At 72.3% G+C, this 13,303-nt stretch carries 10 protein-coding genes; 8 read left to right on the top strand and 2 right to left on the bottom strand.

Annotated elements, in window-relative coordinates; all coding sequences use genetic code 11:
• Positions 1–335: response regulator transcription factor (locus MHW47_RS22075; RefSeq protein WP_239225523.1), on the top strand; the 335-nt coding region annotated here is incomplete at its 5' end.
• 15 nt (positions 336–350) lie between these two features.
• Here MHW47_RS22075 and MHW47_RS22070 read toward each other — a convergent pair.
• Both MHW47_RS22070 and MHW47_RS22065 read right to left on the bottom strand, forming a co-directional pair.
• Positions 351–1,547 carry a sorbosone dehydrogenase family protein gene (locus tag MHW47_RS22070; RefSeq protein WP_239225525.1) on the bottom strand — a complete coding sequence of 399 codons (1,197 nt, stop codon included), beginning with the start codon at positions 1,545–1,547 and terminating at the stop codon, positions 351–353.
• A gap of 177 nt (positions 1,548–1,724) precedes the next feature.
• Positions 1,725–2,681: an aldo/keto reductase gene (locus MHW47_RS22065; protein WP_239225524.1), complete on the bottom strand. Its 957-nt coding sequence runs from the start codon at positions 2,679–2,681 to the stop codon at positions 1,725–1,727.
• 111 nt (positions 2,682–2,792) lie between these two features.
• Between MHW47_RS22065 and MHW47_RS22060 the strand changes: the two genes are divergently transcribed.
• The 7 genes from MHW47_RS22060 (at position 2,793) to MHW47_RS22030 (ending at position 13,163) form a co-directional block, all read left to right on the top strand.
• Positions 2,793–3,755 (top strand): 2-hydroxyacid dehydrogenase, encoded by a 963-nt coding sequence (locus MHW47_RS22060; RefSeq protein WP_239225522.1) that lies wholly within the window; start codon positions 2,793–2,795, stop codon positions 3,753–3,755.
• A 281-nt stretch (positions 3,756–4,036) separates the two neighbouring features.
• Positions 4,037–6,880 (top strand): EAL domain-containing protein, encoded by a 2,844-nt coding sequence (locus tag MHW47_RS22055; RefSeq protein WP_239225521.1) that lies wholly within the window; start codon positions 4,037–4,039, stop codon positions 6,878–6,880.
• Between the two features lie 212 nt (positions 6,881–7,092).
• Positions 7,093–8,964, top strand: a complete 1,872-nt coding sequence (locus tag MHW47_RS22050) for an acetolactate synthase large subunit (protein ID WP_239225520.1) — start codon at positions 7,093–7,095, stop codon at positions 8,962–8,964.
• A gap of 22 nt (positions 8,965–8,986) precedes the next feature.
• A complete protein-coding gene (ilvN, locus tag MHW47_RS22045) occupies positions 8,987–9,514 on the top strand; it encodes an acetolactate synthase small subunit (RefSeq protein WP_239225519.1) in 528 nt (175 codons plus the stop codon).
• Positions 9,515–9,621: 107 nt separating this feature from the next.
• A complete protein-coding gene (gene ilvC, locus MHW47_RS22040) occupies positions 9,622–10,623 on the top strand; it encodes a ketol-acid reductoisomerase (protein WP_239225518.1) in 1,002 nt (333 codons plus the stop codon).
• A 260-nt stretch (positions 10,624–10,883) separates the two neighbouring features.
• Positions 10,884–12,476, top strand: a complete 1,593-nt coding sequence (gene serA, locus MHW47_RS22035; RefSeq protein ID WP_239225517.1) for a phosphoglycerate dehydrogenase — start codon at positions 10,884–10,886, stop codon at positions 12,474–12,476.
• A gap of 81 nt (positions 12,477–12,557) precedes the next feature.
• Positions 12,558–13,163, top strand: coding sequence for a TetR/AcrR family transcriptional regulator (locus MHW47_RS22030; RefSeq protein WP_239225516.1), 606 nt, complete (start codon positions 12,558–12,560; stop codon positions 13,161–13,163).
• Positions 13,164–13,303 lie beyond the last annotated feature (140 nt).

Here is a 13,303-nt window from a genome sequence, read left to right as displayed (position 1 = left end):
CCCGCCCCGCCGAGGAGATCCCCGCCGCCGCCCTGGTCCCGGACGAGCCCGGCGCCCCGGGGCAGCCCCCGGCCCGCGACCCCTCCGAGGAGCAGCTGCGGGCCGCGGCCGCCGCCGTGGAGTCCTTCGGGCTGACCCCGCGCGAACAGGACGTGCACCGGCTGGTGGCCGCCGGGTTCACCAACCGCCGCATCGCGGAGGAGCTGTACATCTCGCCCAAGACCGCGAGCGTGCACGTCTCCAACATCCTGGCCAAGCTGGGCGTCGCGGGCCGCGGCGAGGCCGCCGCCCTGGCCCACCGGCTGCGCCTCTACCCGGTACCTGAGTCCCGGTGATCCGCCCCGGCCGTCCTACCGCACCCGGAGCAGCAGGATGCGGTCGTCGCCGGACTTCGGGGTGCCCCGGCCGTCCGTCTCGCTGGTGACCAGCCACATCCGGTCGCCGCCCGCCGCGAGCACCGTGCGCAGCCGGCCGTACTGGCCCTCCAGGAACGCCTGCGGGGCCGCCAGCGGCTCCTGGGCCGCCCCGCCCTCGCGGGACAGCGGGATCCGCCACAGCCGCTCGCCCCGCAGCCCGGCCATCCAGACGGACCCCTTGACGTAGGCGATGCCGCTCGGTGACGCCTCGGAGGTCTTCCACTGGGCGACCGGGTCGTTGAAGCCCTTCTCGTGCGCCACGCCCTCGGCGTCCGGCCAGCCGTAGTCGCCGCCCGGCTCGATGAGGTTCAGCTCGTCCCAGGTGTCCTGGCCGAACTCGGAGGCCCACAGCCGCTTGTCCGCGTCCCAGGCGAGTCCCTGCACGTTGCGGTGCCCGTACGAATACACCACGGAGTCGGCCTCCGGGTTGCCGTGCAGCGGCTCGCCGTCCGGCGTCATCCGCAGGATCTTCCCGGCCAGCGAGTCCTCGTCCCGGGCGCGGTCGCCGTCGCCCGTCTCGCCGGTGCCCGCGTACAGCATGCCGTCCGGGCCGAAGGCGATCCGCCCGCCGTTGTGGATCGCGCCCTTGGGGATGCCCCGCAGGATCGTGTCCGGGGCGCCGAGCGACTGGCCCGGCGTGGAGGCCTTCTCGTCGTAGATCATGCGGGCGATGCGGTTGTCGGACGCGGTGGTGAAGTACGCGTACACCAGATGGTCCGCGCCGAAGTCCGGGGAGAGGGCGATGCCGAGCAGCCCGCCCTCGCCCTCCGGCGCGACCCCGGGCACCGTGCCGATGACCTTCTTCTCGCCGCTGTCCGCGTCGACCCGGGTGATCGTCCCCTTGTCGCGGGAGCCCACCAGCAGGTCGCCGCCGGGCAGCGCGGCCAGGCCCCACGGGGAGTTCAGCCCCTCGGTGACCGTGGACACCACCTCGACCGCGCCCTTGGCCGGCGGCCGGCCGGCCGGGGTGCGCGAGGCGGACGGTGACGGTGACGCGGACGCGGACTTGCCGGGGGAGGCGGAGGGGGAGTGCGCCGGGGAACGCCCGCCCTGGCCCGCCGAACTCTCCATGCCCTCCTGCGAGGTGCACCCGGCGGTGAGCAGCAGGGCACCGGCCGCCAGCACCGCCACCGCGCCCCGCCGCGCCCCCCGGACACCCCCGCCGGGGGCCGTCCGACGCCCCACCGGCTCCTGCACTGATCCCAACACCGCACCGATCCCTTCGACGGCCGCCTGTCCCCTGTTCTTACACCGCGCCCCGCCCCGAACCGGACCGCTTTCCCACATCGGGGACCGGCGCGCCCGCGCTCAGTCCCAGGACTCCTGCGGCGCCGGCAGCCGGTCCAGCTCCGCCAGGTCACGCGCCGTCAGGACCAGCCCCGCCGCGCCCGCGTTCTCCACCGCCCACCGCTCCCGCTTGGTGCCCGGCACCGGCACCACCTGGGGGCCCTGGTGCAGCACCCAGGCCAGGGCCACCTGCGCGGGCGTCGCCCCGTGCCGTTCGGCGACCCGGCGCAGCCCCACCACGAGCGGCTGGTTCGCCGCCATCACCTCGGCCGTGAACCGGGGGTGCCGGGCCCGCAGGTCCTCCGGCTCGAAACCCTGACCGGGCGTCAGCGTCCCCGTCAGGAACCCGCTGCCCAGCGGCATCGCGGCCAGGAAGCCCACGCCCCGGTCGGCGCACCACGGCAGCAGCGACTCCAGCGCCTGCGGCGACCACACCGACAGCTCCGCCTGCACCGCGCTGACCGGGAAGACCTGCTGCACCCGCTCCAGCTGGCGGATCGTTCCGTCATGCGTCCGCGCCCCGGGCCGGCGGGCCGCCCGCGCCCCGACCGCGCACAGCCCCAGCGCCCGGACCTTGCCCGCGCCCACCAGCTCCGCCATCGCGCCCCAGGTCTCCTCGACGGGCACCTCCGGGTCGGCGCGGTGCAGCTGGTACAGGTCGATCACGTCGGTCTGCAGCCGCCGCAGCGAGGCGTCGCACGCCCGCCGCACATAGCCGGGCCTGCCATTGGCCACGATGTGCTGATCACCCACCAGCAGACCGCACTTGGTGGACACGAACCCCCGCTCCCGCCGCCCCTTCAGGGCCCGCCCCACCAGCAGCTCATTGGTGAACGGGCCGTACATGTCGGCGGTGTCGAGCAGATCGACCCCCGCGTCGAGCGCGGCGTGCACCGCCCGCAGCGCGCGGTCCCCGCGCTGCTGGGACGCGCTGTACGCCCAGCTCATCGGCATGCAGCCGAGACCGACCGCACCCACGGCGAGCGCCGCCGCCCCGAGACTCCTGCGCTCCAACTCCCGTAACCCTTCCTCGCACCGCCCCCAAAACTAACCTCTGCGCCCCGGAGGGCTTCGCATAGCCTCCTGGGCATGACTCCCACCACGCATTCCGCCCCCGTCCCCGAGGTCTGGCTGCCGCTGCGCGCGGACGAGATCGAAGGGCTGCCGGAGGGGCTGACCTACCACTTCTACGACGGCGCGCAGGAGTACCCGGCCGATCCCGCCGACTGCGCCTACTACGTCGTCCCCTACATGAAGGGCCTGGACGCCGCGGTCCGGCCGCTGCCGCTGATGCGCGGGGTCCAGGTCGTGCAGACGCTCTCGGCCGGCATCGACCACGTCGAACCCGGCCTCGCCCAGCTGCCCGCCGGGGTACGGCTGTGCAACGCCAAGGGCGTCCACGAGGCGTCCACCGCCGAACTGACCCTGGCGCTGATCCTGGCCTCGCTGCGCGGGTTCCCCGGCTTCGTGCACGGCCAGGACGACGAGGAGTGGCGCTCCGGCTTCTACCCGGCGCTCGCCGACAAGTCCGTCCTCATCGTGGGGTACGGCTCGATCGGCGCGGCCATCGAGGACCGGCTCGCGCCTTTCGAGTGCGCGCGGGTCGCACGCGTCGCGCGCTCCGCCCGGACCACAGCGCGCGGCCCCGTACACGCGATCGACGATCTGCCGGCCCTGCTGCCGGAGGCCGACGTCGTCGTCCTGGCCACCCCGCTGAACCCCTCCACCCAGGGCCTGGCGGGCGCGGACTTCCTCGCCGCGATGCGCGACGGGGCCCTCCTGGTCAACGTCGCCCGCGGCCCCGTCGTCGACACCGAGGCCCTGCTGGCCGAACTGGCGTCCGGCCGGCTGCACGCCGCCCTCGACGTCACCGACCCGGAACCGCTGCCGTCCGGCCACCCCCTCTGGCATGCTCCGAACGTGCTGATCACCCCGCACGTCGGCGGCAGTACCTCCGCGTTCCTGCCGCGCGCCAAGCGGCTGATCGCCGGTCAGCTCACCCGCTTCGCCGCGGGCCGGCCGCTGGAGAACGTGGTCCGCACCACCGGCTGAGCACGCACCGGGCACCCCCGGACGCCCTCCGTGGCCACAACCTCCCGGTCAGTCACGGAGAGTAGAGAAGCTATGTCCCTGAGTGACGAGTCTGGTGTATCGTCCCGAAAGGGGTGCTGCGCCGTGTCAGGGACGGCGCCGGGGAGCCAGCCACACGCGAGGGGGCGACGGGCGATGGACGGCCGAGGGGCGAACGACCGGACACGACGCGACGGACGGCGCCGGCCGGAAGGCCCGGTGAGCGGACGCGGCAACCGGCCGGAAGCCGGGGGAGGGCCGCGGTGAGCGCCCCGGCGGGCACCCGCGGCGCGCTCCTCGTCCGGCAGCTCCGGGCCGGACGCTCCTCCGCGCTGCTCCCGCAGTTCGTCCTCGGCCTCGTCTGCGCCGGCTACGCCGTGGGCGCGGCCACCGGCTGGGGCTCCGACCGGCTGGCGCTGTTCATGGGGGACTTCGGCCTCAGCGCCGCCGCGCTCGCCGCCGCCGTCTCCTGCTTCCGCTTCGCCCGCGCCGCCGACCTCCGCTTCCGGCCCGCCTGGCTGCTGTTCTCGCTCTCCTCGCTGATGGCCTCCTGCGGCAACGCCGTCTGGGGCTGGTACGAGTGCGTGCGCCGGGTGCCGGTACCCAGCCCGTCCGTCGCCGACGTCTTCTTCCTCTGCTTCGCGCCGCCCGCCATCGTCGGCCTGCTGGTCCTCGCCAAACGGCCCGTCACCCGCGCCGGCTGGGTCTGCCTCGCCCTGGACTCCTGGCTGATCGGCGGCTCGCTCCTCACCCTGTCCTGGAGCCTGGCCCTCGCCCACACCGCGCACGTCGCGGACGCCGAGGGCGACAGCGTGGCCCGCGCCGCGCTCACCCTCGCCTATCCGCTGCTCGACATCGTGCTCGTCTCCATGGTGCTCGCGCTGCACTTCCGGCGCACCAGCGTCAACCGCGCCGCCGTGAACACCGCCATCGCCGCGCTCGCCCTGACCGTCCTGTGCGACGCCCTGTTCACCTCGCCCCTGCTGCGCCAGACCTACCACTCCGGCCAGTTGCTCGACGCCGGCTGGTTCGCCGGCTCGCTGCTCCTCGCCTACGCCCCCTGGGGTGCCGCCCGCCACGCGGACCGCACCGTCCCGGACGAGGACCCGGAGCCCTCGCGCACCACCAGCCGCCCCATCGCGGGCTCGCTGGCCGCCCTCACCCCGTACCTCGCCGCCGCCGTCTGCACCCTTGGCATCCTGTACAACGTCATCGAGGGCCGCCGGGTGGACCGCGTCGTCGTCCTCACCGGCTGCACGGTGGTGCTCGCGCTCGTCGTCCGGCAGGGCATCATGCTCGTCGACAACATCGCCCTCACCCAGGAACTGGCCCAGAAGGAGAACCACTTCCGCTCCCTGGTCCAGGGCTCCAGCGACGTCATCATGATCGCCGCCCCCAGCGGCGTCCTGCGCTACGTCAGCCCGGCCGCCGCCGGTGTCTACGGGCGCGACGCGGAGGAGCTGGTCGGCGCCGAGCTGTCCTCGCTCATCCACCCCGACGACCTGGGCCGGGTCGTCCACGAGGTGCGCCGGTTCCTCGCCGCCCCGCCCGGCGAGGAACCCACCACCCGCATCGAGTGCCGCTTCCGCTCCGGCTCCGGCGACTGGCTCAACGTCGAGTCCACCGTCAACCGCCACCAGGGCGGCCTCATCCTCAACAGCCGGGACGTCACCGAACGCGTCCGCCTCCAGGCCCAGTTGCAGCACAACGCCGAGCACGACCCGCTCACCGACCTGCCCAACCGCGCCCTGTTCACCGCCCGCGTCCGCCAGGCCCTGGCCGGCCGCCGCGCCGGGGACGCGGGCACCGCCGTGCTCTTCATCGACCTCGACGGCTTCAAGGCGGCCAACGACCGCCTCGGCCACCAGGCGGGCGACGAACTGCTCGTCCAGGCCGCCCGCCGCCTCCAGGAGTCCGTCCGGGCCGGGGACACCGCCGCCCGCCTCGGCGGCGACGAGTTCGCCGCCCTCATCACCGGCGACGGCGGCCGGGGGCAGGACGCCCGCGAGTGCCAGGTGCACGAGATCGCGGACCGGCTGCGCCTCACGCTCTCCGAGCCGTACCGCATCGGCGACGGCGAGGTCCGGGTCACCGCCTCCATCGGCGTCGCCTTCGCCGAACCCGGCATCACCCCCAACGACCTCATGCGCAACGCGGACCTCGCCATGTACCGCGCCAAGGCCGGCGGCAAGAACCGCGTCCAGCTCTACGCCCCGCAGATGCAGGCCGACGTGGCCCGCCGCTCCGAACTGGCCACCCGGCTGCGCGGCGCCCTGCGCGACGGCGAGTTCGCCCTGCTCCACCAGCCCGTGGTGCACCTGGCCACCGGCACGGTCGCGGCCGTCGCCGCGCAGGCCCGCTGGCGCTCCGCCCAGGGCATCCTGTTCACCCCCGCCGAGTTCCTGCGCATCGCGGAGGACGGCGACCGCAGCGCCGAGCTGGGCCGCTGGCTCCTGGAGGAGGCCGTCGAGCAGGCCGCCGACCGGGCCCGGGCGGGCCACCAGGTGCCGGTGTGCGTCCGCCTCCCGGCCCGCCGGCTGCTCGACCGGGGCTTCCCGTCCGGGTCCGTCGAGGCCCTGCTGACGCGGTACGGGCTGCCGTCCGCCTCGCTCATGATCGAGGTCGCCGACAGCGACCCGCGCGTCCCCTTCGAGGAGCTGGAGCAGCGCCTGGCCGCCCTGCGCCGCCTCGGCGTACGGATCGCGCTCGACGGCTTCGGCAGCGGCTACGCCGCGATCAACGCCCTGCGCCGGCTCCCGATCGACGTGCTGAAACTGGACCGCGGTCTGGTCGAGGGCGTCGTCGAGTCCGCCCGGCTGCACAAGATCACCAGCGGGCTGCTGCGGATCGCCTGCGACCTCGGCATGCAGTCCGTCGCCGACGGGGTGGACGTGCCGGAGCAGGTCCTCGCGCTGCGCGCCATGGGCTGCACGCACGGCCAGGGCGCCGCCTTCTCGGGCCCGCTCGACGAGTACCGGCTGCGCCGCGCCCTGGCCCGCAGGACGTTTCCCGTGCCCGGCGGGGTGCCCGCCCAGCCGGTCCTCGCGGGTGGCTCGCTCCCTTCGCTCACCGGTTCACATGGTGAGACACCTGTCCCACCCACTTGACACTCCGCGTGCGTCGGAGAGAGGGTCAGAGCCATGCGCACCCGAATTCTCGTACTTGGAAAGCGCGTCGGCTGAAGCAGGGTCCTCCATGACTCCCTGCGGACCGCACCGGCGCGCTCCCCTCGCTTGCCTCACGGCACGAGGGGTTTTTTGTTGCACCGGACCAGGCAAAACGTCGTAAAACACTCGCATAACTCAGCTTCGAGAAGAGAATGCCGATGACCGAGCAGGCCACAGGGGCCCACCATCCCCAGCCGCGAGCCCGTACCGGCGGATCGTCCGCCGCTTCCGTCGAACACGTCACGGGCGCGCAGTCCCTCATCCGCTCCCTCGAGGAGGTGGGGGCCGACACGGTATTCGGCATTCCCGGCGGCGCCATCCTTCCGGCGTACGACCCGATGATGGACTCCAAGCGCGTCCGTCACGTCCTGGTCCGCCACGAGCAGGGTGCCGGTCACGCGGCCACCGGCTACGCCCAGGCCACCGGCCGGGTCGGCGTCTGCATGGCCACCTCGGGCCCCGGCGCCACCAACCTGGTCACCCCGATCGCCGACGCCTACCTGGACTCGGTGCCGATCGTCGCCATCACCGGCCAGGTGGCCTCCGCGGCCATCGGCACGGACGCCTTCCAGGAGGCGGACATCTGCGGCATCACGATGCCGATCACGAAGCACAACTTCCTGGTCACCAAGGCCGAGGACATCCCGCACACCATCGCCGAGGCGTTCCACATCGCCGCCACCGGCCGGCCCGGCCCGGTCCTGGTCGACATCGCCAAGGACGCCCTCCAGGCGAAGACCACCTTCAGCTGGCCGCCGGTCATGGACCTGCCCGGCTACCGCCCGGTGACCAAGCCGCACGCCAAGCAGATCCGCGAGGCAGCCAAGCTCATCGTCCAGGCCAAGCGCCCGGTGCTGTACGTGGGCGGCGGCGTCATGAAGGCCGGGGCCACCGCCGAACTCAAGGTGCTGGCCGAGCTGACCAAGGCGCCCGTCACCACCACCCTGATGGCGCTCGGCTCCTTCCCCGACAGCCACCCGCTGCACGTGGGAATGCCCGGGATGCACGGTTCGGTCACCGCCGTCACCGCGCTCCAGAAGGCCGACCTGATCGTCGCCCTCGGCGCCCGCTTCGACGACCGCGTCACCGGCAAGCTGGACAGCTTCGCCCCGTTCGCCAAGGTCGTCCACGCCGACATCGACCCGGCGGAGATCGGCAAGAACCGCGCCGCCGACGTCCCGATCGTCGGGGACGCCCGCGAGGTCATCGCCGACCTCGTCCAGGCCGTCCAGGCCGAGCACACCGAGGGCACCACCGGCGAGGCCGCCCGGACGGGGTACGCGTCCTGGTGGAAGGACCTCGACCGCTGGCGCGCGACCTACCCGCTCGGCTACGACCTGCCGGAGGACGGCAGCCTCTCGCCGCAGCAGGTCATCCAGCGCATCGGCGAACTGGCCCCGCCGGACACGATCTTCGCCGCGGGCGTCGGCCAGCACCAGATGTGGGCCTCGCACTTCATCCAGTACGAGCAGCCCGCCACCTGGCTGAACTCCGGCGGCGCCGGGACCATGGGCTACGCGGTGCCCGCCGCGATGGGCGCCAAGGCCGGCATGCCGGACCGCACGGTCTGGGCGATCGACGGCGACGGCTGTTTCCAGATGACCAATCAGGAACTGACCACCTGCGCCCTGAACAACATCCCGGTCAAGATCGCCGTCATCAACAACGGCGCGCTCGGGATGGTCCGCCAGTGGCAGACCCTGTTCTACAACCAGCGGTACTCCAACACCGTGCTCCACTCCGGCGCCGACACGGACGGCAATGCGGCGAAGGGCACCCGGGTGCCCGACTTCGTGAAGCTCTCCGAGGCCATGGGCTGCCACGCGATCCGCTGCGAGGACCCGGCCGACCTGGACAAGGTCATCGCCGAGGCCAACGCGATCAACGACCGCCCGGTCGTCATCGACTTCATCGTCCACGAGGACGCCATGGTGTGGCCGATGGTCGCCGCCGGCACCTCCAACGACGAGGTCATGGCCGCGCGCGGCGTCCGCCCCGACTTCGGCGACAACGAAGACGACTGAGAGACAGAGAGAGACGACCTCCATGTCCACCAAGCACACGCTCTCCGTCCTGGTCGAGAACAAGCCCGGTGTCCTGGCCCGGATCACCGCCCTGTTCTCCCGCCGCGGCTTCAACATCGACTCGCTCGCGGTCGGTACCACCGAACACCCCGACATCTCCCGCATCACCATCGTCGTGAATGTCGAGGACCTGCCCCTGGAGCAGGTGACCAAGCAGCTCAACAAGCTGGTCAACGTCCTGAAGATCGTCGAACTCGAGCCCACCGCTGCGATCCAGCGCGAGCTCGTCCTGGTGAAGGTCCGCGCCGACAACGAGACCCGCTCCCAGATCGTCGAGATCGTCCAGCTGTTCCGCGCCAAGACCGTCGACGTCTCGCCCGAGGCCGTCACGATCGAGGCGACCGGCGGCGCCGACAAGCTGGAGGCGATGCTCAAGATGCTGGAGCAGTACGGCATCAAGGAGCTCGTCCAGTCCGGCACCATCGCCATAGGGCGTGGCGCGCGTTCGATCACCGACCGTTCGCTGCGCGCCCTGGACCGTACGGCGTAACCCCCTCCGGGCCCGCCGCGCCGCTCGTATGGCGAGACCCCGAAACGTATCTGACGCACCCCGCCGTACGGTGGGACGCAACACCTGCACACCAAGGAGAAGACCCAGTGGCCGAGCTGTTCTACGACGACGATGCCGACCTGTCCATCATCCAGGGCCGCAAGGTCGCGGTCATCGGCTACGGCAGCCAGGGCCACGCCCACGCGCTGTCGCTGCGTGACTCGGGTGTCGACGTCCGTGTCGGTCTGCACGAGGGTTCCTCGTCCAAGGCGAAGGCCGAGGAGCAGGGCCTGCGCGTGGTGACGCCGGCGGAGGCCGCCGCCGAGGCCGACGTCATCATGATCCTCGTCCCGGACCCGATCCAGGCCAAGGTCTACGAGGAGTCCATCAAGGACAACCTCAAGAAGGGCGACGCGCTGTTCTTCGGCCACGGCCTGAACATCCGCTTCGACTTCATCAAGCCGCCGGCCGACGTGGACGTCTGCATGGTCGCCCCCAAGGGCCCGGGCCACCTGGTCCGCCGCCAGTACGAGGAGGGCCGCGGCGTCCCGTGCATCGTGGCCGTCGAGCAGGACGCCTCGGGCAACGGCCTGGCGCTCGCCCTCTCGTACGCCAAGGGCATCGGCGGCACCCGGGCCGGCGTCATCAAGACGACCTTCACCGAGGAGACCGAGACCGACCTCTTCGGCGAGCAGGCCGTTCTCTGCGGTGGTACCGCCGCCCTGGTGAAGGCCGGTTTCGAGACGCTGACCGAGGCCGGCTACCAGCCGGAGATCGCGTACTTCGAGTGCCTGCACGAGCTGAAGCTCATCGTCGACCTCATGTACGAGGGCGGCCTGGAGAAGATGCGCTGGTCCATCTCGGAGACCGCCGAGTGGGGCGACTACGTCACCGGCCCGCGCATCATCACGGACGCCACCAAGGCCGAGATGAAGAAGGTCCTCGCGGAGATCCAGGACGGCACCTTCGCCAAGAACTGGATGGCCGAGTACCACAACGGCCTGCCCAAGTACAACGAGTACAAGAAGGCCGACGCGGACCACCTGCTGGAGACCACGGGCCGTGAGCTGCGCAAGCTCATGAGCTGGGTCAACGACGAGGACGCGTAACACCCCGTTCCGGGGGGCGGGCCACGGCCCGTCCCCCGGAACCCCCCACCGCTCGAAGGGGCGGTGTCGTACGTGCGTACACGTCGCCGGGTCTCGTGCGGGTGATCTTTTCGCGGAGCGCGGACGGCGTCCCCGCGCAGGACTACACTGCTCCCCATACACGCGTCAGGCCCACAGTGTCGTGCGTCTTCCACGCGGCAAGCCCCTCCACGCCTGCGGCCGTCGGGACGGCCGTCCGCACTGGATCTGTGAGGACTCACGTGAGCTCGAAACCTGTCGTACTCATCGCTGAAGAGCTGTCGCCCGCCACGGTGGACGCCCTGGGCCCGGACTTCGAGATCCGGCACTGCAACGGCGCGGACCGCGCCGAGCTGATCCCGGCCATCGCCGACGTCGACGCCATCCTGGTGCGCTCCGCCACCAAGGTCGACGCCGAGGCCATCGCCGCCGCGCAGAAGCTCAAGGTCGTCGCCCGCGCCGGCGTCGGTCTGGACAACGTGGACGTCTCCGCCGCCACCAAGGCCGGCGTCATGGTCGTGAACGCGCCGACCTCCAACATCGTCACCGCCGCCGAGCTGGCCTGCGGTCTGCTCGTGGCCACCGCGCGCCACATCCCCCAGGCCAACACCGCCCTCAAGAACGGCGAGTGGAAGCGCTCGAAGTACACCGGCGTCGAGCTGAGCGAGAAGACCCTCGGCGTCGTCGGCCTCGGCCGCATCGGCGTCCTGGTCGCCCAGCGCATGTCCGCCTTCGGCATGAAGATCGTCGCCTACGACCCCTACGTGCAGCCCGCGCGCGCCGCGCAGATGGGCGTCAAGCTCCTCTCGCTGGACGAGCTGCTTGAGGTCTCCGACTTCATCACGGTGCACCTGCCCAAGACCCCCGAGACGCTCGGCCTCATCGGCGACGAGGCGCTGCACAAGGTGAAGCCCACCGTGCGCATCGTCAACGCCGCGCGCGGCGGCATCGTGGACGAGGAGGCGCTGGCCTCCGCGCTCAAGGAGGGCCGCGTCGCCGGCGCCGGTCTCGACGTGTACGCGAAGGAGCCCTGCACGGACTCCCCGCTGTTCCAGTTCGACCAGGTCGTCTGCACCCCGCACCTCGGCGCCTCCACGGACGAGGCCCAGGAGAAGGCCGGCATCGCCGTCGCCAGGTCGGTGCGCCTCGCGCTCGCCGGCGAGCTGGTGCCGGACGCGGTCAACGTCCAGGGCGGTGTGATCGCCGAGGACGTGCGCCCCGGTCTGCCGCTCGCCGAGAAGCTGGGCCGCATCTTCACCGCGCTGGCCGGCGAGGTGGCCGCCCGCCTCGACGTCGAGGTGTACGGCGAGATCACCCAGCACGACGTCAAGGTGCTCGAACTCTCCGCGCTCAAGGGCGTGTTCGAGGACGTCGTGGACGAGACCGTCTCCTACGTGAACGCCCCGCTGTTCGCCCAGGAGCGCGGCGTCGAGGTCCGCCTCACCACCAGCTCCGAGTCGGCCGAGCACCGCAACGTGGTCACCGTCCGGGGCACCCTGGCCGACGGCCAGGAGGTCGCCGTCTCCGGCACGCTGGCCGGTCCCAAGCACCTCCAGAAGATCGTCGCCATCGGTGAGCACGACGTGGACCTGGCGCTCGCCGACCACATGCTCGTCCTGCGCTACGACGACCGCCCCGGCGTCGTCGGCACCGTCGGCCGCATCCTCGGCGAGGCCGGTCTGAACATCGCGGGCATGCAGGTCTCCCGCGCCGACGTGGGCGGCGAGGCGCTGGTCGTCCTCACCGTCGACGACGACGTCCCGCCGGCCGTGCTGGCCGAGATCTCCTCGGAGATCGGGGCCACGTCGGCCCGCTCGGTGAACCTCGCCGGCTGACCCTCCGCCCGCCGCGGCCCCGTACCCGGTATGTAGACGTCCGTCTTACACAAACGTCTGCATGCCGGGTACGCTGCTGTCATGGGACACCGTGAGGATCTGCTCGAAGGCGCCAAGCGCTGCCTGCTGGAGAAGGGGTACGCGCGCACCACGGCGCGCGACATCGTGGCCGCCTCGGGCACGAACCTCGCCTCCATCGGCTACCACTACGGCTCCAAGGAGGCACTCCTCAACCTCGCCTTCATCACGCTGACCGAGGAGTGGGGCGAGAACCTCACCCGGGACGACGACGAGTGCGAGGGGGAGCCGGAGATCCCCGCGGCCCCGCTCGACCAGTTCCGCGAGACCTGGGAGCGGGTGATCGGCAGCTACGAGCAGACCCGCGCCGTCTGGCAGCTCCAGATGGAGGTCATCTCCCGCATCGACTCCGACCCGGAACTCCAGAAGGCCCTGGCCGGACCCCAGCGCGCCGGCCGCGACGGCCTCGCCGAGACCATGATGGGCATCGACCCGGAGACCGAGCCGGAGAAGGCCCGCGTGGCCGGCCTCTTCTGCCAGGCGCTGCTCGCCGGGGTGATGGTCCAGTGGCTGATGGACGCCGACTCGGCCCCGTCCGCCCAGGACCTGACGGACGGGCTCAAGGCGGTCCTGGAGGGCCGGCCGCCGGCCGCGGAGGGCGCGCGGTGACCGCACGGTACGGCGAACCCTTCGACCCCGCGCGGGCCGTCGCCGACGTGGAGGCGCTGCTCGCCGCCCCCCTCCCGGCCACCGGCCCCACGGCCGCCGAGGGCGACCCGGTCACGGGGGAGTGGCGGGCCCCCGCCCGC

This window comes from Streptomyces sp. OfavH-34-F, from assembly GCF_022347745.1.
In the GTDB taxonomy this organism is placed as follows: Bacteria; Actinomycetota; Actinomycetes; order Streptomycetales; family Streptomycetaceae; genus Streptomyces.
Note: the sequence above shows the minus strand (reverse complement) of the source record. Positions and strands in the feature narration are given on the sequence as shown.